Source organism: Catellatospora sp. NPDC049133, from assembly GCF_040648455.1.
Classification (GTDB): domain Bacteria; phylum Actinomycetota; class Actinomycetes; order Mycobacteriales; family Micromonosporaceae; genus Catellatospora; species Catellatospora aurea.
In genome coordinates this window covers 33115-56830 of sequence record NZ_JBEZDT010000009.1, presented here as the reverse complement: position 1 = coordinate 56830, position 23716 = coordinate 33115, and the positions used below count along the sequence as shown (strand labels likewise).

Genomic DNA, 23716 nt, shown 5'->3' with positions numbered 1-23716 from the left:
AAGGAAACGAGTGACATGGACGACTTCTTTGCCGTCGGCCCGTTGGCCGGGCAGATCGCCCGGCTCGAACCGCTGAACTATCACCACGTCCCCGGGCTGGTCGCCGCCGCGCAGGCCGGACGGGAACGGTACGCGCTCACCGGCGTGCCCGGCGACGAAGACGAGGCACACCACTACATCAAGCGTGCTGTCGAGGGCCAGGCGGACGGCAGCATCGTGGCTTTCGCCGTCGTCGATCTGCGGGACGACCGAGTGGTGGGCTCCACCCGATTCTGCAACTTCGAACACTGGCGCTGGCAGGAGGGGTATCGCCGCCGACCTGCCGGAATGCCGGACGCGTGCGAGCTAGGCGGGTCCTGGCTCGCGCTGCACGCACAGCGTACCGGCATCAATCGTGCGGCCAAGCTGCTGATGCTCGAGGTCGCCTTCGACAGGTGGCGGCTGCACCGCGTCCGCCTGCGCACCGATGCGCGCAACGAGCGGTCACGCAAGGCCATCGTCGGCATAGGCGCGAAGCTGGACGGCGTCCTGCGGGCCGACAGCGCCGGGTACGACGGGGCCGTCCGCGACAGTGCGGCCTACTCGATCACCGAGCAGGACTGGCCCGAGGTACGGAAGAACCTCGAATCGTCGCTGGCTCGTTGAGCCGGGCACTACGCGGCGGCTGACCGACCGATCGGCAACCGAAGCCTCCGGCATCCATCTAGCCCGGTTGCAGCCGCAGGAGTTGCCGCGACGACTCGAAGCCCAACCGTTCGTACATCGGCACCGCCCTGCGGCCGGAATGGACAGTCACCCGGATGGCGCCGACGTTCGCCGCATACTCGGACGCAGCCTGCACGAGCGCCGAGCCGATCCCTTGTCCGCGCTGCTCGGGCACGACGAACACGGTCTGGATGTCGGCGGACAGCCGGCTGGTCGCACCGGGTCGCGGGATGCGGGGCAGGAGCGCGACCCAGGCCATGCCGGCGATCTCCGCGTCGGCGAGCCGGGCGACGAACGCCAGGTGCGAGTCCTGGCGGGCGGCCCACCAGTGCGCGAGTTCCGCAGCGAACGCCTCGACGGACCGCCCGCCCGGTTCCTCCTTGACGGTGTCCAGCCACAGCAGCCGGGCCAGCCCGGCGACGTCGCGCACATCCGCCTGTTCGATCTTCACCGCGCGAGTGTGCCACGGTTTCAAGCGAGATCCGGCACCGTCTCGTCGGGCGCGACCGGGCCGGGCGCGGTGCCGTCGCCGAACGGGCGGCCGCCCAGCTCCTCCCGCCCGTGCGGGGTGAGCCAGCCCGACAGGTCCGGCCCGGCGGGCACCACCCCGGTCGGGTTGATGTCGCGGTGCACCTCGTAGTAGTGCGACTTGATGTGCCCGAAGTGAACCGTGTCGCCGAACCCCGGCGTCGCGAACAGATCCCGGGCGTACGCCCACAGCACCGGCATCTCGGCCAGCTTCTGCCGGTTGCACTTGAAGTGCCCGTGGTACACCGCGTCGAAGCGCACCAGCGTCGTGAACAGCCGCACGTCGGCCTCGGTGATCGTGTCGCCGACCAGGTAGCGCCGTGTGGCCAGCCGCTCCGACAGATCGTCCAGCCGAGCGAACAGCCGCCGGTACGCTGCCTCGTACGCCCGTTGCGACCCGGCGAAGCCGCACTGGTAGACCCCGTTGTTGACGTCCTTGAACACCACGGCGTTGACCTCGTCGATCTCGGCGCGCAGCGCGGCCGGGTAGAGCTCCGGCGCGCCCGGCCGGTGATGCGCCCTCCACTCCAGCGACAGGTCGATCGTCATCGGGGCGTAGTCGTTGGTGACGACCTTGCCCGTGGTCACGTCCACGATCGCGGGCACCGTGATCCCGCGCTCGTAGCCGGGGAACCGCGCGAAGTAGGCGTCCTGCAGCCGCTCGATGCCCAGCACCGGGTCCCGGCCGTCCGGGTCCAGGTCGAAGGTCCAGCTGCGCGCGTCGTGCGTCGGCCCGGCGACCGCCATCGGCAGCGCCCGCTCCAGCCCGAGCAGCCGCCGTACGATCACCGCCCGGCTCGCCCAGGGGCAGGCCCGGCTGACGACCAGCCGGTAGCGGCCCGGTTCGACCGGGTAGCCGTCACGGCCGTCGGCGGTGATCCGGGTGGCGATGTAGCGCTGGTCGCGGGTGAACTCCCCACCGGGGATCACATAGCGGCCCTGCTCGTCACTGGCGTTGGCGCCCGTCGCGGTGTCGGTCATGCCGCCCATGATGCCCCGCCGCACGGGGTGGCGGCGAGCCGCTCGCCGCCGCGGCGTATGCGCCGGCTGATGTCAACGGTCGTGTACTCCGGCGAGGTCGACTCGCCGACGTCTCCGGCACGTGTCGCCTCAGCCCGTAGCCGGGCGACGAGCCCGGTGGCCGTCTGTCGGAACTCGGTGGTCTTCTGCGGCGAAACCGGCGTGCTCGACTGCGATAAGTGCGTCCATACTGGACGGACTCTGTCGTCTGCCACGAATTTTCCGACAGAAGGGTTGATCGTCGGGTCGGCGAGGCGGAGCCTTCCCACGGGGCGGGCCGTACGTCGAGCAGACCGGAGGGCAAAAGACTATGGTCAGCGGGCCGAGCCGCCGGATCGTGGTCGGCGCAGCGGGCTACGGCAAGACGACCCTGCTGCGCGGCCTGTGCCCGCCCGCCAGGGCGCGCTGGTGGCAGGGCGGCGACGACCCGTGCGGCTTCGTCCGCGGGGCCGCCGCGGACGACGTGCGCTGCCTCGTGCTCGACGATCTGCCGCAGATGTCCGTGTCTGAGCTGCGTGAGCTGCTGATCGCGATCGAGGGGCTGCCCGACGACACGGAGGTGTCCCTGGCCTCGCGCCGTCCGCTGCCGTGGCGGCACACCGGCCGGCCGGGCCGGTGGACCGAACTCGGCCCCGCCGATCTCGCCTGCACCGTGGACGACGTCGCGGCCATGCTGGCCGAGGAGGGCGGCCTGACCGATCCCGACCTCGCCGCCGCGCTGCACACCGCCACCCGCGGCTGGCCCGCGCTGGTCGACTTCGCGGTGGAGGCGGTCCGGCTCGGCGGTCCGGCGGCGGGGGAGTCGGCGAAAGCCCTGGCCGTGGGTGGGCTGGGCGAGTACGTCCGCGCCGAGGTACTCGATGGCCTACCCGATGCGGCACGGCAGCTCGTGGCCGATGTCGGCGACCGGGCTCCGGTGACCGCCGGGCTGTGCGCGGCCCTCGGCCACGACGACGCCGAGGACCTGATCGCCCTGCTGCGCAGGACCGGACTGCTCGTCCGCGGACCGGTGGTGCCCGGCCTGCCGGACGACGACCAGGTGGTGCCGGTCGTGGCGCAGGTCGCGGCCGTGGCCCGTGGCCTGCCGGCACCGGTCGGCGATGCCGCTCGGGGAGCGGAGCCGCAGATCGCGGCGGCCTGGTACGACCGGCACGGTCCGCCGGGCGCTGCGGCGCGGGAGCACCTGCGCTCCGGAGACCATGCCGGGGCTGCGCGGGTGCTGCGCGAGCACGGCGACCGGATCATCGCGGTCGGGCAGGCCGGCCTGGTTACGCAACTGTTCACGGTGCTGCCCGAACCCGAACGCGATGACCGGCTGCTGCTGTTGCAGGCGGACGCGTTGCGGACGGCAGGGGATCTGGAGGCTGCCGCCCGCGCGTACGACGAACTCGGCGCGGGCCGCCCCGAACTGGACGCGGGCCTGGCCTGGCGGGCGGGCCGGGTCGCCTACCAGCGCGGCGACGCCCGGGGCGCGCTGGACGTGTTCGCCCGGGGCGACGAGCGCGGCGACACCGCCGACACGGCCCTGCTGACCGCCTGGCGTGCCCACGCGTTCCTGCTGGCCGGGGACACCGACAGCGCGGTCGCGGAGGCGCGCGAGGCGGTGCACCGGGCGGTGCGCTCCGGTGACGACGCCGCGCTGGCCACCGCGTACCTGAGCGTCGCGCTGTCGCTGGCCGTCGCCGGGGACGCCGCGGGCAGCGAGGAGCACTTCGCGCTCGCGCTGCCGATCGCGCACCGCACCGGCGACGTCATGCTGCTGACCCGCATCCACACCAACCGCACGTTCCAGCACCTGCAGGCGGCGCGTTACCCGGCGGCGCTGGAGTCGGCGCGGCTGTGCGCGGCGTACGCGCAGGCGGCCGGGTCGCCGAGCCTGCAGGCGATCGCGCTGGGAAACGAGGCCGACGCGCTGGCCATGCTCGGCCACTACGACGAGGCGGTGCGCCGCTACCGGGCGGCGATAGGGCACTACCAGCGCTTCGGCTCGCGCCGGTTCGCCGGTGCGGTGCTGGGGCTGGCGGAGCTGTTCCGGCGGCGCGGCTGGCGTGAGCAGGCGCGTGCCGCGTACGAGCAGGTGGTGCAGGTCGCCTCGGGCACCGGTAATGCGCATGTGCTGGTCCCGGCGCAGGCCGGGCTGGCCCTGGTACTGCTCGGCGACGACGTGAAGACGGCCGCGGGGCACGCCGACGCCGCCGCGGACCAGGCCGGGCCGGAGTTGTCCGGTCCGGCGCTGCTGGCCCAGGGCTGGATCGCGCTCAGCCAGGGCGAGGCGGGCCGGGGTGCCGACCTGGCGACCGAGGCGGCGCGGGTGGCCCGTGCTCAGGGCGACCGGGCGGGCCTGGCCGACGCGCTGGAGTTGCGGGCGGCGGCCGACGACGATCCGGGGCGGGCTCGTGCCGCGCTGCGGGAGTCCCGGGCGATCTGGGCCGAGGCGGGGGCCGAGGTCGAGGCGGCCCGGATCGCCGTGCTGGCGAGCCGTACGCCGTGGGCGGGGCCTGACGAACGGGCCGAGGGGGTGCTCGGCGAGCAGCGGCTGGCGGCCGCGGACGCGCTGGCGGACCGGATCGGCGGCGGATCGGGTGCGGCGGTGGACCGCCCACCGGTCGTGGTGCGGGCGCTGGGGCGGTTCGAGGTGGAACTGGCCGGGCAGGTCGTCCCGGCGTCGTCGTGGCAGTCGCGTAAGGCCCGTGACCTGCTGCGCATCCTCGTCGGGCGGCGCGGGCGGCCGGTGCCGCGCAGTGAGCTGAGCGAGCTGCTGTGGCCCGACGGCGACGCGCAGCGCACCGGGCATCGGCTGTCGGTGCTGCTCAACATCGTGCGCGGGGTGCTCGATCCCGGCAAGGCGCATCCCGCCGACCACTACCTGGCGGCCGACCAGGGCAGCATCGCGCTGAACACGGCCACCACCGGCGTCGACGTGGAGGACTTCCTGGAGCAGGTGGCGCGGGGACGCCGGCTGGTCGAGCAGGAGGCCCTGCCGCAGGCACGACTGGTGCTGCTGGCCGCCGACCAGCTCTACCGGGCCGACGCGTTCGAGGACGAGCCGTACGCCGAATGGGCCGGCCCGCTGCGGGAGGAGGCGCGGGCGGCGTACCTGGCGATGCTGCGGATGCTGGCGCACACCAGCCGGGCGGCGGGCCAGCCGGGCGCGGCCGTCGGCTACCTGCTGCGGTTGCTGGAACGGGATCCGTACGACGAGCGCGCGTACCGATCGCTGGTGCGCACGCTGGTCGCGGGTGGGCAGCACGGCGAGGCCCGGCGCGCGTTCGACCGGTACGCCGAGGCGATGCGCTCGATCGGCGTGCGCCCGCCGGACCGGGACCTGCTGGTCCCCGTCCGGCGGGCGGCAGCCCCCCGCTGACCCCTCGATCAGTGGAAGGTGCCGATGCGTGCGCCGACAGTCGTCAGCGACGGGTCCTCGGCTGGACCCATCAGGCTCGCCGTCCGGGCCGGAGTGCGCAGGGGCAGGCCCGGCAGGACGGGAACGCGGTCTGCCCGCGAGATGCCGTCGCCGAACGGCAGCAGCCGGAAGCCGTCGAGGTGGCTGCCCGGACCGGTGACGATCGCGCCGATGCCGAACGTCCACCCGAGGGTCATCGGCATGAGGGTGGCCTGCTTCGGCCAGGTCTGACCCGTGACCGGTATGCCGGACGCCCGGTAGCGGTTGACCAGCGCTCCCGGCGGTTCCGCGACGGTGTGGCAGATGCCGTACACGGTCAGCGCGCCCGTGCCGCCGCTGCCCGAGACGTGCACCGTGGCCTGGGACAGAGTGCCGTCGGGTTGCAGCTCGTCGAGCCGCCAGTCGTCGACGCGCCGGTCCATCGCGAACCCGAATCCCAGCATGATGGCCGGCTCAGGGCACACCACCTCGATGGAGCTGCCCTGCATGGTGGTGTTGGCGACGCGGGTCGGCGCGACGATGGTCCGGGCGCAGATGACCTGCGCGACGAGGGAGAATGCCGCCGTGCTGTCGCTGCGCGGTCTGGCGGAGACGGTGGCCGAGCGCAGGTCGGCGGCGGGCTCCAGCCGGGTCAGTAGCACGCGGCCGTCGCTGCCGTTGCTCCAGCCGCCGACGGCGAACACCCAGGAGTCCTTCGGGCAGGCCACCACGACGGTTTTCGGGTCGGTGTCGGTCGAGCTGATCTGCGTGACCAGCGTGACCAGGGGGTCGGGGAGGGCCGCCGCCGGCGCTGCCGGGGCGAGCACGGCGCCGAGCACGACGGCCGCGACGATCACGCGCATGGTGGGTGCTGCCTTCACCGCTTGCTCCTCTCGTGGCGGTCCACGGCGGACGGCCGTCTCCCATCATCGGGACGGGTATCACGGTGGCGTCATGGTCGCCGGAAGGCCGACAGCCGGGCGCAGTGATGCGGCACGCATCGGCGTGCGAGGACGTGTCGCGAGAGGGCGACGCTCAGGCCCGTACGGTTCCCGGGCGGGGATCCTGGTGCGCCGGGGCCGCGGCGTCGTACAGCGAGTAGCCGCCTGCGTCGGCGCGTTTGGCCTGGTACATCGCGAGGTCTGCGTGGCCGACCAGCTCCACCGGGTCGGTGCGGCCACCGGGGGTGCTCAGGGCGACGCCGACGCTCGCCCCGACGCGCAGCCGCTGGTGCGCGACGTGCATCGGCTTGGCCAGCGCGGCGGCGATCCGGGCGGCCACGGCGGAGGCGTCACGCGGCCCGTCGACCCGGTGCAGCATCACGGCGAACTCGTCGCCGCCGAAGCGCGAGGCCAGGTCACCGGCGCGCAGCTGGGCGGCGATCCGGTCGGCGGTGACCGTCAGCAGCTGGTCGCCGGCGGCGTGGCCGAGGGTGTCGTTGATGTCCTTGAACCGGTCGAGGTCGAGGAACAGCACCGCGACCGTGGCCCCTTCGGCGTCGGCCATCGCCAGCCGCTGGGTCAGCTGCTCCATGAACAGCCGGCGGCTGGCCAGCCCGGTCAGCGCGTCGTGGTGGGCCTGCTGCATCCGTACGACGGTGTTGGCGTCGGTGAGGGCGAGGCTGACGTTCTGCGCGAACGCCCGCAGCGTCTGCACGTCGGACTCCTCGTACACCCGGTCCTTGTCGCAGGACGCGACGACGAGCGCGCCCGTCACCACGCCGCTGTCGTGCACGGGCGCGCCCATCGCCGCGCACACCGGGCCGCGTCCGAACCGGGTGACCGCCTCGGTCGCCGCGATGCCGCCTTGCCGCACCACCACGTCGCCGGCGGTGATCGCCTGCAGTGCTGTCGCGGCGTCGGCCAGGTCGGCGGTGAGCGCGCTGCCGGGCAGGATGCCCGTCGCGTCGGCGCCGGAGGCGAGCCGGGCCCGTTCGGTGTCGTCCTCGTCGCGCAGCCAGAGCAGGCTGATCTCGTCGCCGAGCAGGTCTCGTGCGGCCAGGGTGATGGTGTCGAGGATCTGCTGGAGGTCGTCGCGGCGGGCGATGGCGCGCTGGATGGTGAACAGGTGTTCCAGCAGCCGCTGGCGCTCCTGCAGCGATTCACGGATGGACTGCTCGGCGGCGAGGGTGCGCAGCATGGTCAGGGTCAGTTCCAGCAGCCGGGCCATACCGCGGATCAGGTTCTGCTCCTCGATCGCGAACGGCTCGCCCCAGCGGGCCAGCACCAGGTGGCCCGGTTTGCTGCCCTCCCACGCCGCGGCCGCCACGCAGCAGCGACCGACGCCGGGCACCTCCAGCCAGTCCTGTTCGTGCAGGCTCACCGCGACGATGTCGTCGTTGGGCGCCGCTCCGAGCGGGAACCCGATCGACGCGGCGACCTTGCCTTCGAAGACCACGGCCGCGACCTCGGCCTCCAGGGCCTGCGCGGAGCGCTCGACGGCGTGCTGCACGGCCGAGGCCTCGTCGGTCGACGACGAGACCACAGCCATCAGCTCGACGAGCTGCTGGATGTGCAGCGACTCGGCCGAAACCGGCATCTCAGCTCAACGCCAGCACGGCGAGGGTCTGGTTGTGGAACCCGTCGATGCCGTGGTTTCGGGCGATCTCTCCGTAGGTGTAGAAGCCGGCGTAGGGCAGCGGCCCGGCCCAGCGGTCCAGTCGCGCGCCCTCGCGCTGGATGCCGTCGTCGCCGATCACCGCGCGGATCGCGGCGCAGCTGAAGGTGAGCATGCCCAGCGGCGGGTGCCCTTCCAGGCGCGCCAGCGCCTCGCGGCAGGCGTCGTCGGTGGCCTCCAGGATGGACTGCTCGTCGCCGGTCATCACCCAGGTCAGCCCGCCCGGGTCGATCGCGCCGCCGCCGCCGATCGACCTGCCGACCAGGTCCACCTCGGTGGACAGGTTGCGTGCCTCGACGCCGCTGCGCCGCTGCACCCCCAGCGGGCGGGGCAGCGCGAACTCGGTGAACGCGGCCGGGTCGGTGTACGCCTCGGGCGGCGCGTCGAGCCGTTCCAGGTAGACGTCGAGCGCGGGCCGGTCGTCGAGGGTGTAGACGCGGCCGTCGATGCTGCGCGTGACGATCATCGGCTGGCCGACGGTGCGCCAGCCGTGCTTGACCGCCACCGCCAGCGGGGCCTCGGAGGCGATGGCGACGCCGATCACCGCGTCGGTCAGCACCTGGCCGTCCTTGAACAGGTAGGCGCCGCTCATCCGCCAGCCGTCGGCGGCCGCGCCGCCGAACAGCGGGACGCCCGCGCCCAGCGCCCGGTAGCAGCCGCGCACGATGCTTTCCTGGTCGCGGACCAGGCCGTCGGTGAGCAGCATCAGCACCTTGTGCGGCAGGTCCACGCCGCTGACGCAGCCGGCCACCTCGAACCCCGCGTCGCCCTGCCGTCCGGTGACGTCCGTGGCCACGGTGGTCCGGATCTGGAAGCCCGCGCCGCCGAGGGCGGCCACCGTGATGGTGCCGTCGGCCGGGCCGCCCGGCCCGATCTCGCCGTGGGTCGTGCAGCCGACCACCGGCACCCCCGGCGCGGCCTCGGCCAGGCCGGCCAGCACGGCCTGCGGGTCGTGGGTGATCGCCGCGAAGGCGATCAGCAGTTTGGGCTCGGGCCCGGTCATCGCGCCGCGCGCGGCCTCGATCGCCGCCGACCCGGAGTCGGTCGCGTGGCTGCGCCCGACCCCCATCCAGCGCCTGCCCGGCTCCTGCTCACCGGAGACGTCCACCGCACCTCCCCGCCACACCACCGATTAGTCGATTTTCTCCAGAATTACGCTACTACGCCCGCTCGCGGGCCGGGACTGGTGATACGGCTGGTGCGGTTGTGCGCGGACGCGGCCCGGCCCGAAGGGACCGGGCCACGTGTTCAGAGCCGGTGGGTGCGGAAGAACTCCCACATCAGGTCGGTGGCGTTCACCCCGGCCTCCGGGTCGGCCAGTGAGCCCCGCTGCGCGCCCGGCCAGCTGTGGCCCATCTGCGGCAGCCGGTAGACGACCACCTCGCTGCCGTCGGCGCAGGTGGACAGGCTGCGGGTGGCGCCGTTGGGCAGTTTCGGGCCCGCGGCCGGGGCCGCCTTGCAGGACAGGCGCTCCTGCCAGGCCGTCACGCCGGACTCGAACGCGCCCGCGTGGCGGTCCTGGCCGCCGACGAACGTGATCACCGATACCGGCCGGGTGGGGCGGAAGTCGGCCCGGGTGGCGCTGCCGCCGCTGAACCCGCCGCTGACCGGGGCGATCGCGGCGAAGACCCCGGGCATCTCGACGGCGATCCGGTAGGCCATGTCGCCGCCGTTGGAGATGCCGGTCGCGTAGATCGCCTTGGGGTCGGCGTGCCAGCGCTCGACCAGCCGGGCGACGAGCTTCTTGATCAGGCCGACGTCGTCCTCCGAGCCGCAGCACGACAGGGCGTTCATCCCGCCCGAAAAGCCCTCGGGATACAGCACCAGGAAGCCTTCACGGTCGGCCTTGGCGCTCATCCCGCTGGTGGCGGCGATGCCGTCGGCGTCGCCCGGGAAGTAGTGCATGGCCACGACCAGCGGCAGCGGCTTCGCCCCGTCGTAGGACGGCGGGGCGTGCACCACGAAGGAGCGGGTGTTGCCGTTCCAGGGGATGGTCAGGCGATGATCGCCGGGGGCGGGCGTCTCCACGGGTTCAGGAGACGCCGCGGCCGTGGCGTTCGCCTCGGCCGGGCCCGGCGGGTCCGCGTCGCAGCCGGCCACGGTGGCGGCGAGCAGGGCGACGACGGCTATGGCGTGGCGTAGCTCAGACATGGCAGCGAGCGTAACTCGCACCCTCCAAGCACGACGGTCCCGTCGTCGGGACCAGGCGGGACACCGCTGGTCCGCGGGGTGGGCACCCCGCGGACCACGCGACGTCAGTACAGGCGTCCGGGCCGCGGCGCGGGCTCGGGCCGCCACTCCGACGGGCCGGTGCCGGGCGTACGGACCAGCCGCAGCCACAGGAACGGCTGCAACTCGCCGCCGGGCGTGTAGTGGTGCTCGCGCTCGACCTGCGCCACCTGGAAGCCGGGGAACTGCACCGCCAGGCTGTCCTGGTTGAAGCGGGCCACCGGCAGGCCGGAGCAGGTCTCCGGGCCGGCCTCGGAGAACACGCCGATGACGATGTGTCCGCCGGGCGCGACGGCGGCGTCGACGACCCGGCGGTAGCGGTCGCGGTCGGCCGGGTCGGTGAGGAAATGGAACACGGCGCGGTCGTGCCACACGTCGTAGTGTCGCAGCGGCGCCCAGGTGAGCAGATCGCGATTCATCCAGTGGGCGGCGCCGGCGCGTGCGCCGACCCGCCGTCGGGCGGCCTCGAGCACGGACGGTACGACGTCCAGCACGGTCACGTCGGTGTAGCCGCGTTCGAGCAGCGCGTCGACGAGGGTGGAGGCGCCGGCTCCGACGTCGATGACGGAGCGGCCAGGGCCGGCTGACTCGACGAGCCGCAGTGACATCGCGGGCTCGGCCTGATACCAGCTGACCTGGTGTGGGGCGGTGCGGTGGTAGACGGACTGCCAGTGCTCGGCAAGGTCGGACGGGCGTGACACGCGATCAGATTGCCACCGCCGCCCGGTGAGACGATCACGGACCACCAGCTGATCATGGACGCCGATGTGTTATGAGTCCACGCCGCCAGGGTCGTTACAGCAGCCGAGCCAGTGTCGCCACCGCGGCCGCCAGCTCGTCGGCGGACCGCGCGGCGTACCCGAGCACCAGGCCCGGCGGACCGGCCGTGCCCAGGCGCAGGTCGGACAAGGCCAGCGGGCCCAGCCCGGCCTCGCGCGCCCGGGTGGCCAGCGCACGGTCGTCGACCCCGGCGGGCAGCTCGGCAACCAGGTGCAGACCCGCGGCGATGCCCGACACCCGCACCTGCGGCAGGTCCCGGCGCAGCGCCCCGACCAGCGCGTCGCGGCGGGTCCGCTGGGCGCGGCGCGCACGGCGCAGGTGCCGGTCGTAGCCGCCGCTCGCGAGCAGCTCGGCGAAGGCCAGCTGTTCCAGGGCCGAGCCGCCCATGTCGGCGTCGCACTTGGCCTGGCGCACCGCGGCCAGCCAGCCGGGAGGCGGCGCGAGCCAGCCACGGCGCAGGCCCGGAGCGAGCGCCTTGCTGGCCGAGCCGACCAGCGCCACCACGTCGGGCGCGAGCCCCTGCAGGCAGCCGACCGGTTCGCGGTCGTAGCGGAACTCGGCGTCGTAGTCGTCCTCGATGACCAGGCCGCCGGTGCGCCGCGCCCAGGCGATCAGTTCCGCCCGGCGCTCCGGGGCCAGCACCACGCCGACGGGGAACTGGTGCGCGGGCGTCACGAACACCGCCCGCGCCCCGCCCAGCGCGGACACCAGCAGTCCGCGCTCGTCGACGGGCACCGGCCGCAGGCGCAGCCCGTGCGCGAGCAGGTGGTCGCGGATGCCGGAGCTGCCCGGGTCCTCGACGCCGACCTCGTGCATGCCGCGTGCGGCCAGCACCCGGCCGAGCAGGCTCAGCGCCTGGGCCGCCCCGGTGGTGACCACGATCGCGTCGGCGTCCACCCGGGCCGCCCGGACCCGGCCGAGATAGCTCGCGAGCTCCGCGCGCAGTCGCGGCACCCCGGCGGGATCGGTGTAGTCCAGGTCGCTGTCCAGGGCCGTGGACAGCGCCCGCTCGTACGCCCGACGCCACGCGGCCCGCGGGAACATGCCCAGGTCCGGCACCCCCGGTCGCAGCGGTGCGACTCCGGCAGGAGCGGGCGCGGGCGGCGTGTGCGCGGGTCCGGCGACCTCGGTGGCGGGCGCGACGACGGTGCCGGAGCCGCGGCGGCTCGTCAGCCGCCCCTCGGCGACCAGTTGCTCGTAGGCGCTCACCACCAGTCCCCGGGACACACCGAGGTCGGTGGCGAGGTCACGGCTGGACGGCAGCCGGGTGCCCGGCGGGATACGCCGCCCGGCGATGGCCTCGCGCAGCGCCCCGGTCAGCCGCTCGCCGACGCCGGGGCGGGTCCGGTCCAGGTCGACCAGCGCTTCGCGTACCGCCAATTGGTCCTCGATTCGATGCCGCAAGTGGCCCTGTCTGGGATACCAATGGAACCATAGCGTCAGGTACGTGAACCGTGACAGCCTCACCGGAGCGGCCCTGTGCACCTTCGGCATGATCATCCTCGGCGGCTCGTTCAGCCTGAGCCGCCTCCTGCTCGACTACCCGATGCTCACCGGCCAGACCATGCGGTACGCGCTGGCCGCCGCCCTGCTGGCCGCTCTGCTGCGGCTGTCCCCGCGCCTGCGCGGCGTCCCCGTGCGGCCCGGCCGCCGCGACCTGCTGGTGCTGGCCGGGGTCGCCCTGTTCGGCCTCGCGCTGTTCAACACGCTGCTGCTCATCGCGCTCGAACACGCCGACCCGGCCGTCGTCGGCACCGTCGTCGGAGCCGCCCCGCTCGGTCTCGCCCTCACCGGCCCGCTCCTGCGCCGTGAGCGCCCCGCCACCCGCCTCGTTCTGGCCGCGCTGATCGTCGTGGCCGGAACCGCGCTGGTCCACGGCACTGGCGCCGCGGACACCGCCGGCACCCTCGCCGCCCTGGGCACGCTCGTCTGCGAGGTCATGTTCTCCCTGCTCGCCGCCGTCGTGCTGCCACGGCTCGGGGCGGTACGGGTGTCGGCATGGAGCTGCGCCCTGGCCGTGCCGATGCTCGCCGTGGCGGCCCTGGTCCTCGGCGAGGCGGGCCGGCTGCGCCCGCCGACCACCACCGAGACCCTGACCCTGCTCTACCTCGCCGTGATGATGACCGTCGTCGCCTTCCTGGCCTGGTTCACCGGCCTGCGCAAACTCGGCGTCGAACGGGCGGGCATGTTCACCGGCGTCGTCCCCGCCGCCACCCTGATCGCCTCCTCCCTGCAGGACCAGGCTCTGCCGGACCTCACCCAGATCCTGGGCGTACTCGTCGTGGCAGGCGGCCTCGTCCTCGGCGCGACCACCGCCCGCACCCGCCGGGACGGCACGGCGCGCCACCCCGCCCCACCCAGCGGCGCAGCGCCCCGGCAGGACCTGGCCCCGGCGGGCTGACGCTTCCGATCTCGACGGTGTGTGGTCGCCTTGACGACGACCAACCGTCAAGATCGGGCCGGTCAGCGGATCTGGAGGGTGCCGCGCATGCCGGACGTGCCGTGGTACAGGCAGGGCATGGGGTAGGTGCCGGGCTGGGTGATGTCGATGGTGACGGTGTCGGTCGCGTTGCCGTTGATGTTGCCGGTGCCCGTGGCGGTGGGGATGCGCAGGGCGATGTCGTGCGGGGTCAGGCCGACGTTGCGGAACGTCAGCTCGATCCGGCCCGGCCGCGCTGAGACCACCTGCGGGGTGAGGCGCAGCTCGTCGTCCACGGTGATCTCGATGCGCTGCACGCCGTCAGGGCCTTGGGTGGCGGCCACCGCGGGCGCGGCGGTGGCCGCGGCGGGCGGCGTGGCCGCGCCCTCGGCGTCAGGGCCGCCTTCCAGGCCCCACAGCGCACACCCCGACACCGCGAACGTCGCGGCGACCATGCCGGTCACCGCCAGCAGGCGGGCGAGGGCACGCAGACCGGGCGACGTCGCTGGGAGCAGAGGAGAAGATGTCATGCCGGATCGTCTCCGAAAAGGTCCTGGCCGAGGTGGCCGCCGGGGGCGACGCCGTGCGGCATCGCGAACAGGGCACTGGTCTCGTGCCTGATGAAGCGGTTGAGGGCGTCGGCGCCGGCCAGCCGCTGCTGGACGGGGATGAAACCGCGCCGCGGGTCGGCCTGCCAGGCCAGGAAGATCAGCCCCGCCGCGTCGCCGTCGCTGTACGAGTAGCCGCGCCGCAGCATCGCCGCGCCGTTGTTGAACGCGGGCGTGGCCAGGCGGATGTGCGCGTCGGCGGGAATGGCTAGCGCCCCGTCGGCGGTGGTCGTGCCGAAGTTCGCCGGGGTGCGCTCCGCTCCGCCGCTCAGCGGCGCGCCGGTGTCCTTGCGCCGGCCGACGACCCGCTCCTGCGCCTCGCGGGGCTGGGCGTCCCAGTCGTCTAGCAGCATCCGGATCCGCCGTACCACCAGCACCGATCCGCCGCGCAGCCAGCCGGGGGCGGCCGGGTCGGTGACGTACACCTTCGCGGTGAAGTCCTCATCGGTGGGCTGCGGGTTGTTGGTGCCGTCGAGCTGGCCCATCAGGTTGCGGCCGGTCGCGGCCGTGGGCGTGACACCGGGACTGTTGTTGAACCCGTCGAGCTGCCAGCGGACCCGGGCCTGCGGTGCCGCCAGGCGGGTCAGCGCACGCGCGGCACGGAACGCCACGAGCGCGTCGTCGGCGTGCACCAGCAGGCACAGGTCGCCGTCGCTGTGCGTGGCGTCCAGCTGCTCGCCGGGGAACACGGGCAGCGGCGTCAGCTCGCCGGGCCGCGCGGCGGCAGGCAGGCCCGCCTTGCCGAACAGGCTCGGCCCGAACCCGACCGTGACGGTCAGCGACGACGGGCCCGCGCCGGTGACCACGTCGTCGCCGGTGTCGCCGAGCGGCAGCCCCTGGCTCAGCTGCGCGGCGGCCTGCGTCCAGCGCCGCAGCAGGCCCTGCAGCCCGGCCCGGTCGACGCCGTCGGCCAGGTCGAACGCGACGATCCGCAGCCGGGCCTGCGGGCGGGCCGGGGTGGTGATGCCCGCCTGGCGCTCGCCGTGGAACGCGATCCGGGTCGCGCCGACGCCGGACAGCGGTTCGGCCGGGGACCCGGCCTGCGGCGCGGCAGGTTCGCCCGGCGTGCCCGCCACGATGCCGCCGGCCGCGCCGAGGATCGCGCCGACCCCGCCCGCGGCCAGCGTGCCCGCGAAACCACGGCGACCCACCGTGCCGGCCTCGGCCTGCCCGGTCTCCGGGGCGTCTCCGGGCGCAGCGGCGTCAGCGGGCGCGGTGACGGCCGCGGCCCGAGCGGCGCGGGCTCCGAGCACCACCGGGGGTGGCTGATCGTGACCTGCCTTGCCTTCGGCCTCGGCGGATGCGACAGACTTCGGAACGTGGTCGGCTTCGACAGGTTCGGTGGGCGCTGAATCCGCCGGTGCGTCGGCCGACGCCACGGCGGAAGCGGTGTGGTGGGATGCGGGCTTGAACCGCCGCCACAGCAGCGGGCCCGCCACGAGCAGGCCCGCGCCCAGGCCGACGACCAGGGCGACACCCGCGCGGTTCAGGTCGGCGGGCAGCGCCGACGGGGCCGACGAGCGCCACCACACCGGGGCGTCGTCGAGCGCCATCATCGACGACAGCAGCCCGCCGACACCCATCGCCACGAACCCGAGGAACGTCGCCTTCCGGGCGATCAGCACGGCCGCGACCAGCCCGAACGGCCAGATGAGCAGCCCGGTCAGGCCGTCGCCGAGGAACGCGCTGAGCCGTTCGGGCACGTTGCCCGTGGTGACCAGCGCGATGCCCGCGGCGTGCAGCACGTCCAAGGCGATCAGCGCACCGAGCGCCGCCGCGACCAGCGCGTGAGCGCGGCGGGTGAACACCGCGCCGACGACCAGCAGCGCCGACACGGCGGTGAGCAGGTACCACGGCGTGGGGGAAGGGCCGGGGACCCAGTCGAGGGAGCCGGTCGCGGACAGGACCGTGCCGTCGTAGTCGAGGTCGACGTGCCAGTCGGAGATCCGGTGCGGCGCTGTCGGCGCGGCGGCGACGGCGGTGGGCAGGGTGGTCAGCATCCAGTGGATGCGGTGGTCGTGCCAGCGGTGCACGGTCTCGTCGGAGATCTTGCGCCAGCGCGGCGGGGCGGCCGGGTCGGCGTCGGCGGGCACGGTCGTGCTCGCGAACCGGTCGGCGTTGAGATAGGTGGCGGGGGAACTGTCGTTGACCCAGACGCCGTCCGGGCCGATCCGGGCGTACGGCTCGTCGCTGTAGCCGCGTACGACGACCTCGCGGCCGGTGGTGTTGCGCAGTTCGAGGCGGGAGCCGTTCTCGACCACGGCCAGGCTGACCCCGGGCACGGCGGGCGACAGCGCCGACAGGGTGGTGGCGAAATTGGTCGCGCCGACCCCGCCCACCTCGTGCGCCCACGCCCCGCCCGACGGCAGCAGCGCCGCCACCACACCGGCGATCACCGCGAGCAGCCAGCGCGGCCGCGACGCCTTCACCGAGATGTCCACAATCCTCCCCATCACCGCAGCTTCGCCGAGCGCGGCCGGTGGCGCGGCTCGGTCAGCGTTGGTCGGCGCTCGGCGGCGTCCGGTTCCCGGGTGTGCCGGACTTCTCGGCATCGGTGGCGGGCGATGGCCGCACATCCTCCGGCCGGTCGGACAACCGCGGCCCGGCACCGGACGTCCCATTCATGGTTCGTCTGGTCCACGGGGGAGGTTTCGACCATGAAGTCCGGTTGCCGATCGCCGGTGCGCCCGTTCGGATCGCCTGTCGCCCAGCCGAAGGGTCACCTATGAAGAGATCGCATCTGGCCGCCGTGGTCATGGTGGTCGCCGTGTCGTCGCTCGCGGGATGTTCGGCCGAGACGCCGACGGTCACCGGCGGCCCGCCGCCCTCGGCCGGTGCGCCGTCCGTCGAGGCGTCGCGGAGTCCCGCGGGCAAGTACGTGACGGAGATCGGTTCATGCCTGGATGTGCCCTACGGCCAGCCGTACGCCGTGCGTACCCCTGCGCTCATGCGGGACTGTGACGACAGGCATGACGCCCAGATCGTCGTCGGCGGTGCCTTCGACGCCGACGGGGTCACCGACGAGGTGCTGGCCGCCGCCTACACCACGTGTGACGGGATGGCGCGGGCGTTCCTCAAGGAGGACTGGCGCAACGGCCGACTGGAGATCAAGGTGGAGCGACCGTCGCCGGCGGCCGCGCGCAGCGGTGAGCGCTGGTGGGAGTGCCTGCTCATCGGGGACCCTTTCAAGAAGCTCGACAGCACACTGGCCCACGGCCTGCCCGCCGACGTGCGTTTCACCTGTGCGCAGGTGCTGGGAAGCGGCGACGACATGGCGCTGTCCGACGTGGACTGCGCCACGCCGCACGAGGCGGAGTTCGCGGGCGCGGTCGTCATGCCGGTGGGGACGCCGTTTCCGCGGGTGCGTGGCCCGTACCCGATCCGCGACGCGTGTCGCAAGGTCGTGGCCGCGTTCGTCGGGGTCCGCACCGAGCAGGTCACCGTGCACAGCCAGCCGATGCGGTCCTGGGAGGCCTGGCCAGGGCTGCGCGACGTGCGCTGCTGTGCCTACTTCGCGCCGAAGAAGATGACGGGCTCGGCCAAGAACACCAAGGGTGTGGGCGTGCCCTGGTGAACCGGCGTCCGCTGCCTCGGCCGGCTGACGTGGCCCGTCAGCCGGTGCGGCCCGTCGCGGCGGCCAGCGCCGCCACCAGGCCGCGCAGCGCGGGCCAGGTCGAGCGGCCCATCAGGCTGATCTGCAGCCAGTTGCGCTCGCGCAGGTAGCCGCTCTGGTACGCGAGCAGGTAACCGGCCCGCTCCAGCCGCGCGCCGACCTCGGCGGCCGGGAGCGGGCCGGGCAGCGCGATCGTGACGATGCCCGGCGCGGCCTCCTCGCGAGCGGCGACGACGGCCAGCCCGAGGCGGCGCAGCCGCCCGTCCAGCCACCTCGCGGCGCGGGCCAGGCGGGCGTACCGGTCCGGCCAGTCGGTCACCGCCAGCGCCGTGTCCAGGGCCGCGACCAGGTTCGACGACTGGGTGTACGCGATCCCGCCGGCCTCGGCGTAGCAGCCCAGGTCCAGGTAGCGGGGGATCGACCCGGGCGACGGCCGGGGCAGCTCCCGCAGGAACACCATCGACAGCCCGGGGTACCCGCCGAGCGCCTTGCCGCTGGTGCCGGTGGCCAGGTAGGCCCCCGACAGGTCCACCGGCAGAGTTCCGACCGAGCTGATCGCGTCCACGCACAGCCGCACCCCGGCGTCCGCGCACAGCCGCGTCAGCCGGGGCAGGTCGAGCAGCTGTCCGGTCGAGGTCTCGCAGTGGACCGTCCACAGCCAGCCGCCCGCGGGCAGCGCGGCGACGGCGCGCTCGATCGCGGGCCAGGGCAGCGGCGCGCCCCACGGCCCGGCGAGGACCTCGTGGTCGAGTCCGGCACGGGCGGCGTGGTCGGCCAGCCGCTGCCCGAACTCGCCGAACGCCAGCACCACCCCGGGCCGGTCGAGTAGTCGCAGCTGGGCGGCGACGGCGTCATTGGCGACGGTGCCCGAGCCGAGCAGCAGCTGCGCGTGGCGTACGCCCACGAACGACGCCAGGCGGCGGTGCAGCGCGTCCACGACGGCCTGGTGCTCGGGGGAGCGGTGGTAGGCCGGCGGGCGCGCGAACGCGGCGGCGACCTCGGGCGCGACCGACACCGGCCCCGGCAGCAGGTTCTCCACCTGCCCGGACGCCCCGGGCAACCCGGTCCAGGTCTGGCGGCGGCCGTCCTCGATGGTCAGGTACATCGGCTGGAACTGGGCGCCCGGCTCGCCGGTGAGCGGACCGAACGGGACGCAGCCCATGCGCCGGTACATCTCCAGCGCCCGCGTCGTGCCCGACAGCACGGCCAGGTCGCAGCCGCGGGCCGCGAAATGCTCCGCGATCATGGCCAGCAGCCGGGGCAGGATCGTGCCCCGCCGGTAGCGGGGGTCGACGGCCAGCAGCCGCACCTCCACCGGTGTGCGCCCGGGCGGCAGGTGCCCGTCCAGTCCGGCGAGCTTGCCGTCCAGGGAGAACGGCCGCGCGGTGCGCCCGCAGACCATGCCGACCACCTCGTCGCCGTCCAGGCACACGGCGTAGGTGTTCTCCGCGTGGAAACGGTCGACCAGCAGGCCCTGCGGGTTCGCCGCGTGCTGGGGGATCTCCCCGGCGAACGTGCGGTGGTTGAGCCGGTGGATACCCCGCTCCTCCGCCGCAGAATCGGCGATCTTGTATGTCAGGGCGTCCGGCATCCGGGCAGGATACCGCCCGTTGGCCCATCCGTGCCGATGTGGACACCGCGCCCACCGGGTGCCCCGAAGCCGACGCGGGGCGGCGGACTCACCGGCACAGCCGCGAGCAGCCCGTAACATCGCGACGGTGACGGATGATGTGACACCTGCCCGGCTGCCCGACCGGCTCGCCATGTTCCTGGTCTTCTTCGCCAGCGGCATCGTGCTGGTGCTCGAAACGGTGTCCCTGCGCCTGGTCGCGCCCTACCTCGGCCTCAGCCTTCAGGTCACCAGCGCCGTCATCGGCGTCTCGCTCGGCGCGATCGCGTACGGCGCATGGCTGGGCGGCTGGCACGCCGACCGCTATGACCCGCGCAGCGTGCTCGCCCCGCTGCTGGGCCTGGCGGCGCTGGCCGTCGCGGGCACCCTGCCGGTGGTCCGCTGGCTCGGCGAGGTGCTGCGCGGCACCGAGGTCACCGTGGTCCTGGCGCTCACCGCCGTGACCGTGTTCGTGCCGATCATGCTGCTGTCCGCGGTGCCGCCGATGGTGGTCAAGCTCCAGCTCGGCGACCTGGAGCAGACCGGCCGGGTGGTGGGCCGGCTGTCCGGAGTGGGCACCCTCGGCGCCGTGACGGCGACCCTGGTCACCGGGTTCGTCCTGGTGGCCGCACTGCCCACCAGCGTCATCATGATCGCGGCGGCGGTGCTGCTGGCGCTCGCCGGGCTCGGACTCGGGGTCTACCTGCGCCGCGTCCGGCGAGATCCGGACGCGACCGCGTCCCGCATGCCCACCCGGGTCGCCGTCGCGGCGCTGCTGGCCACCGGCACCGGCCTGTCGGTGCTCGCGCCCGACCCGTGCGACGTGGAGACGGCATACCACTGCGCCCAGGTCACCGTGGACCCGCTGCGCCCGGCCGGACGGGTGCTGCACCTCAACGCCGCCGAGCACTCCTACGTGGACCTGAACGACCCGACCCGCCTGGAGTACGCGTACACCCAGTGGATCGGCGTCGTCGCCGACCTGGCCGCCCCCCGCGGGCAGGCGGTCGACGCGGTGCACCTGGGCGGCGGCGGCTTCACCGTGCCCCGCTACCTCGCCGCCACCCGGCCCGGCAGCCGCAGCACCGTTTTCGAGATCGACGGCGGCCTGGTCGAGCTGGCCGAACAGCGCCTCGGCCTGCGCCCCGGCCCCGACCTGAAGGCCGTGGTCGGCGACGCCCGGATGCTGCTCGCCGACCTGCCCGACGCCTCCGCGGACCTGATCGTCGGCGACGCGTTCGGCGACCTCGCGGTGCCGTGGCACCTCACCACCCGCGAGATGATGGCGCAGGTCCGCCGGGTGACCGGCCCGGACGGGGTGTACGCGCAGAACGTCATCGACGGCCCGCCGACCCGCTTCATCCGCGCCGAGGTCGCCACCGTCGCGGCGGTCTTCCCGCACGTGGCCCTGATCGCCCCGCGTGGCGCGCTCGACGGCCGTGAAGGCGCCAACTTCGTCGTCGTCGCCTCGGCCCGGCCGCTGCCGGTGCAGGCGATCGCGGCCCGGCTGGCGATGCTGCAGGAACCCGTCGCGGTGATCACCGGCCCGGAGCTGGCCGGGTTCACCGGGGACGCCGCGGTCCTCACCGACGACTTCGCACCGGTGGACCAGATGCTGGTCCGCGTGTCCTGACGACACCGACGGCGGCACGCCCGACCGCGCCGCGATCACGCGAACCGCCGCTGGACGGCCCTGCCGGGCGTCCGCGGCTCAGGCGTGGGTCTCGTGCTCGTGGCCGACGTGGCCGGGCGGTTCGAGCTGGAACGTGGAGTGCACGACGTCGAAGTGCCCGCTGATGCACAGTTGCAGCGCGTCGAGCAGTTGCGGCGCGTGGCCGTCGGAGAAGCATTCGGCCTCCACCACCACGTGCGCGGTCAGCACCGGCAGCCCCGAGGTGACCGTGTACACGTGCAGGTCGTGCACGCCCACGACGTGGTCCAGGCCGGTGATGTGGGCGCGGATCTCGTTCACGTCGATACCGGCCGGGACGGCCTGCAGCAGCACGTCGGCGGCCGAGCGCAGCAGCTTCAGCGCCCGCGGCACGATGACCAGCCCGATCACGATGGACACGATCGCGTCGGCCTGGGTGTATCCGGTCCAGGCGATGACCGCGGCGGCGACGAGGACCCCGACCGAGGTCGCGGTGTCCGTGGCGACCTCCAGGAACGCCCCGCGCATGTTGAGGCTCGCGTCGCGGACCCGGTACAGGATCGCGATGCCGATCGCGTTGCCGATCAGGCCGATCACGGCGAACAGCGCCATCCCGCCCGGGTGCACCTCGGCGGGCACGAACAGCCGCCGTACACCCTCGATGAGCACGTACACGCCCATGCCCGCCAGCACCAGGCCGTTGATCGCCGCCGCGAGCACCTCCGCGCGGGCCCAGCCCCAGGTGCGCCGCTCGGTCGGCGGCCGGGCCGCCAGCACCGCCGCGCCCAGCGCCAGCGCGACTCCGCCCGCGTCGGCGAGCACGTGACCGGCGTCGGCCAGCAGCGCGAGGCTGCCGGTGACCACCGCGCCGACGACCTCGATCACGAAGATGACCAGGGAGATGGCCAGCACCGCGGCGAGCGCCCGGCGATGCCGCCCGGTCGCGGTGACCGCGTGGCTGTGGCCGTGTCCCGAGCCCATGGCTCACACGCTAGTCGTCGGTGCGGATCATTCCACTGAGCCGGCCGACTTCCAGGTGCGCGATGTCGCCATCGGAGTCCATCGCCGCCTCCAGCAGCATCGCCAGCGAGGTGCCGTACACGGGTGCGTCGGCAGGCGCGTCCAGCAGGCGTCCCTGTGCCGGGTATCCGGGGTTCGCCCGCTCGTTCGCCTCGATGCGGCACGCGGTCCAGTCCATGGTCATGCTCCGGATCACGGCGGCGAGGCTCCGGCCGTCGGCCAGCTCGCCGATCTTGAGCAGCACTCCGCCCATCAGCCCGTACACCTCCACATGCTCGTCGCGTGGCAGCAGCCGCAGAGCGCCGCCGCACAGCGACGCCGAACCCACCCGGCTGTACAGCGCGACCAACTCCTCGGTGGCGTCCTCGAACCTGACCGGCTCCGGCGGGGTCGTGTCGTGGCCGCGGACCATGCGGTCGATGACGTCGTCGATCGGGACGGTCGTGGGCGTGAGGTGCCAGCCCGCGACCGGGCGCAGCGAGCCGTCGGCGTCCTGGGCGATGCCCACCAGGCCCGCGTGCAGGGCCACCGCCCGGTTCTCACCGGTGACCTGGTCGTTGACGTTGACGATCGCCTTCGCCAGCGTCGCCGGGACCATGCTGCTGGGGATGCCCGGCCCGTCGTAGCGGGCCCACGGATCGGGGTTCTTCACCGGCCGCCCGCGCGGCTCGTCGATCGGCAGGTCCAGCATCCGGTTCGGCACGTCGACCTTGCCGTCCGCCTCCAGGTACGGGTAGAAACGCGTCGCCCAACCCGTGATTATCTCCACGCCATAGGTGTCGGCCGGATTGTAGATGCGCTGCCAGAACGCCGTGTCGACGTCACCGGCGGCGGCCCGAGCGAACTGGTCGAGGATCGGCCGCAGCGACCGGCACCAGTTCTCCAGGCCGTAATCGGCGACCGCGTCGACCCGGGCACGGATGCGCCGCCAGTCCTCGACGGTGCCGGTCAGCGTGATCGACGGGATGCCGCAGACGCAGATCAGCCAGCACGCGAAGTACGGCGAATACGCGTCGAGCAGGATGACCCGCCCGACCATACGCTCGACGTCGGTGCTGGTGGAGAAGTCGCACTCGAACAGGTCCGCCCCGGTGATCTCGGCGTCGAGCTGCTTGGCCAGCAGGTCCACGATGTCGCGCCACGAGCCCGCGTCGGTCGGCATGGCCCCGTCGGTGTACACCGTGAGGTTCGTCCTGCCGGAGTGGCCGACCAGCCGAGGCCGCAGCTCCTCGGCGTTCAGCCGGATGTGCTGCGCGACGCCCTGCGCGATGGTGATCCACACCGCGTCAGGGGACAGCACCAGCGGCCGGTGGTCGACGAACGCCCGGCCGATCGCGCCGAGCAGCGGGTGCACGCCGTTGAGCACCACGGCTTGCCCGCTCCCGTCCTGGTCGGCGAGCACAGGCAGGTCCGGGTCGCCGCCGATCGCCAGCGCATCGGGATACAGCTCCCCGAGCGGCCGGGTGGGCAGCGGCCCGGCGGCGGGCGTGACGTCATCGACGGCGAAGGTGACCACGCGGGGCACTGTAGTGGCAG

18 protein-coding genes are annotated in these 23716 nt (G+C 73.8%); 5 read left to right on the top strand and 13 right to left on the bottom strand.

Going from position 1 to position 23716, the window contains the following annotated elements:
• Positions 1-42 precede the first annotated feature (42 nt).
• Positions 43-645 (top strand): GNAT family protein, encoded by a 603-nt coding sequence (locus AB0B35_RS12270; protein WP_361044060.1) that lies wholly within the window; start codon positions 43-45, stop codon positions 643-645.
• A gap of 58 nt (positions 646-703) precedes the next feature.
• Here AB0B35_RS12270 and AB0B35_RS12265 read toward each other — a convergent pair whose 3' ends face one another.
• Both AB0B35_RS12265 and AB0B35_RS12260 read right to left on the bottom strand, forming a co-directional pair.
• Positions 704-1156 carry a GNAT family N-acetyltransferase gene (locus tag AB0B35_RS12265; protein ID WP_361044057.1) on the bottom strand — a complete coding sequence of 151 codons (453 nt, stop codon included), beginning with the start codon at positions 1154-1156 and terminating at the stop codon, positions 704-706.
• Positions 1157-1176: 20 nt separating this feature from the next.
• Positions 1177-2214 carry a glutathione S-transferase C-terminal domain-containing protein gene (locus tag AB0B35_RS12260; RefSeq protein ID WP_361044054.1) on the bottom strand — a complete coding sequence of 346 codons (1038 nt, stop codon included), beginning with the start codon at positions 2212-2214 and terminating at the stop codon, positions 1177-1179.
• Positions 2215-2563: 349 nt separating this feature from the next.
• Here AB0B35_RS12260 and AB0B35_RS12255 point away from each other — a divergent pair, with 349 nt between their 5' ends.
• Positions 2564-5617 carry a BTAD domain-containing putative transcriptional regulator gene (locus tag AB0B35_RS12255; RefSeq protein WP_361044051.1) on the top strand — a complete coding sequence of 1018 codons (3054 nt, stop codon included), beginning with the start codon at positions 2564-2566 and terminating at the stop codon, positions 5615-5617.
• 8 nt (positions 5618-5625) lie between these two features.
• Here the strand turns inward: AB0B35_RS12255 and AB0B35_RS12250 are convergent, their stop codons facing one another.
• From AB0B35_RS12250 to AB0B35_RS12225, 6 genes are all read right to left on the bottom strand, one after another.
• Positions 5626-6516 (bottom strand): hypothetical protein, encoded by an 891-nt coding sequence (locus AB0B35_RS12250; RefSeq protein WP_361044049.1) that lies wholly within the window; start codon positions 6514-6516, stop codon positions 5626-5628.
• Between the two features lie 154 nt (positions 6517-6670).
• Positions 6671-8173 (bottom strand): sensor domain-containing diguanylate cyclase, encoded by a 1503-nt coding sequence (locus AB0B35_RS12245; RefSeq protein WP_361044046.1) that lies wholly within the window; start codon positions 8171-8173, stop codon positions 6671-6673.
• Between the two features lies 1 nt (position 8174).
• Positions 8175-9359 (bottom strand): FIST N-terminal domain-containing protein, encoded by a 1185-nt coding sequence (locus tag AB0B35_RS12240; RefSeq protein WP_361044044.1) that lies wholly within the window; start codon positions 9357-9359, stop codon positions 8175-8177.
• Between the two features lie 140 nt (positions 9360-9499).
• Positions 9500-10402: a PHB depolymerase family esterase gene (locus AB0B35_RS12235; RefSeq protein ID WP_361044041.1), complete on the bottom strand. Its 903-nt coding sequence runs from the start codon at positions 10400-10402 to the stop codon at positions 9500-9502.
• A 104-nt stretch (positions 10403-10506) separates the two neighbouring features.
• Entirely contained in the window at positions 10507-11181 is a 675-nt protein-coding gene (locus AB0B35_RS12230; protein ID WP_361044038.1) for a class I SAM-dependent methyltransferase, read from the bottom strand.
• Between the two features lie 94 nt (positions 11182-11275).
• The gene (locus AB0B35_RS12225; RefSeq protein WP_361044036.1) at positions 11276-12664 is read right to left on the bottom strand and encodes a PLP-dependent aminotransferase family protein; all 1389 of its coding nucleotides are present in this window, start codon (positions 12662-12664) and stop codon (positions 11276-11278) included.
• Between the two features lie 43 nt (positions 12665-12707).
• On the opposite strand from AB0B35_RS12225, the gene AB0B35_RS12220 reads away from it, so the two are divergent.
• Positions 12708-13661, top strand: coding sequence for a DMT family transporter (locus AB0B35_RS12220; protein WP_361044033.1), 954 nt, complete (start codon positions 12708-12710; stop codon positions 13659-13661).
• A gap of 62 nt (positions 13662-13723) precedes the next feature.
• On the opposite strand, the gene AB0B35_RS12215 is transcribed toward AB0B35_RS12220, so the two are convergent.
• Positions 13724-14209 carry a cupredoxin domain-containing protein gene (locus AB0B35_RS12215; RefSeq protein WP_361044030.1) on the bottom strand — a complete coding sequence of 162 codons (486 nt, stop codon included), beginning with the start codon at positions 14207-14209 and terminating at the stop codon, positions 13724-13726.
• Positions 14206-16740, bottom strand: coding sequence for a Dyp-type peroxidase (locus tag AB0B35_RS12210; protein ID WP_361044028.1), 2535 nt, complete (start codon positions 16738-16740; stop codon positions 14206-14208). The genes AB0B35_RS12215 and AB0B35_RS12210 overlap by 4 nt, the downstream gene beginning before the upstream one ends.
• A gap of 272 nt (positions 16741-17012) precedes the next feature.
• On the opposite strand from AB0B35_RS12210, the gene AB0B35_RS12205 reads away from it, so the two are divergent.
• The gene (locus AB0B35_RS12205) at positions 17013-17861 is read left to right on the top strand and encodes a septum formation family protein (RefSeq protein WP_361044026.1); all 849 of its coding nucleotides are present in this window, start codon (positions 17013-17015) and stop codon (positions 17859-17861) included.
• Between the two features lie 37 nt (positions 17862-17898).
• Here AB0B35_RS12205 and AB0B35_RS12200 read toward each other — a convergent pair whose 3' ends face one another.
• Positions 17899-19491 carry a GNAT family N-acetyltransferase gene (locus AB0B35_RS12200; RefSeq protein WP_361044023.1) on the bottom strand — a complete coding sequence of 531 codons (1593 nt, stop codon included), beginning with the start codon at positions 19489-19491 and terminating at the stop codon, positions 17899-17901.
• Positions 19492-19663: 172 nt separating this feature from the next.
• Here AB0B35_RS12200 and AB0B35_RS12195 point away from each other — a divergent pair, with 172 nt between their 5' ends.
• Positions 19664-21142: a fused MFS/spermidine synthase gene (locus AB0B35_RS12195; protein WP_361044463.1), complete on the top strand. Its 1479-nt coding sequence runs from the start codon at positions 19664-19666 to the stop codon at positions 21140-21142.
• 78 nt (positions 21143-21220) lie between these two features.
• Here AB0B35_RS12195 and AB0B35_RS12190 read toward each other — a convergent pair whose 3' ends face one another.
• Together AB0B35_RS12190 and AB0B35_RS12185 are read right to left on the bottom strand one after the other, a co-directional pair.
• The gene (locus AB0B35_RS12190; protein WP_361044020.1) at positions 21221-22141 is read right to left on the bottom strand and encodes a cation diffusion facilitator family transporter; all 921 of its coding nucleotides are present in this window, start codon (positions 22139-22141) and stop codon (positions 21221-21223) included.
• A gap of 10 nt (positions 22142-22151) precedes the next feature.
• On the bottom strand, positions 22152-23696 hold the full coding sequence (locus AB0B35_RS12185) for a DUF4419 domain-containing protein (RefSeq protein ID WP_361044018.1): 1545 nt from the start codon (positions 23694-23696) through the stop codon (positions 22152-22154).
• Positions 23697-23716: the final 20 nt, after the last annotated feature.

What these genes read in the sequence shown, in the direction of transcription:
- AB0B35_RS12260 (WP_361044054.1), bottom strand. Translation starts at nt 2,214, where the DNA reads ATGACCGACACCGCGACGGGCGCCAACGCCAGTGACGAGCAGGGCCGC.
- AB0B35_RS12255 (WP_361044051.1), top strand. Translation starts at nt 2,564, where the DNA reads ATGGTCAGCGGGCCGAGCCGCCGGATCGTGGTCGGCGCAGCGGGCTAC.
- AB0B35_RS12245 (WP_361044046.1), bottom strand. Translation starts at nt 8,173, where the DNA reads ATGCCGGTTTCGGCCGAGTCGCTGCACATCCAGCAGCTCGTCGAGCTG.
- AB0B35_RS12235 (WP_361044041.1), bottom strand. Translation starts at nt 10,402, where the DNA reads ATGTCTGAGCTACGCCACGCCATAGCCGTCGTCGCCCTGCTCGCCGCC.
- AB0B35_RS12215 (WP_361044030.1), bottom strand. Translation starts at nt 14,209, where the DNA reads ATGACATCTTCTCCTCTGCTCCCAGCGACGTCGCCCGGTCTGCGTGCC.
- AB0B35_RS12210 (WP_361044028.1), bottom strand. Translation starts at nt 16,740, where the DNA reads ATGGGGAGGATTGTGGACATCTCGGTGAAGGCGTCGCGGCCGCGCTGG.
- AB0B35_RS12205 (WP_361044026.1), top strand. Translation starts at nt 17,013, where the DNA reads ATGAAGAGATCGCATCTGGCCGCCGTGGTCATGGTGGTCGCCGTGTCG.
- AB0B35_RS12200 (WP_361044023.1), bottom strand. Translation starts at nt 19,491, where the DNA reads ATGCCGGACGCCCTGACATACAAGATCGCCGATTCTGCGGCGGAGGAG.
- AB0B35_RS12195 (WP_361044463.1), top strand. Translation starts at nt 19,664, where the DNA reads ATGTTCCTGGTCTTCTTCGCCAGCGGCATCGTGCTGGTGCTCGAAACG.
- AB0B35_RS12190 (WP_361044020.1), bottom strand. Translation starts at nt 22,141, where the DNA reads ATGGGCTCGGGACACGGCCACAGCCACGCGGTCACCGCGACCGGGCGG.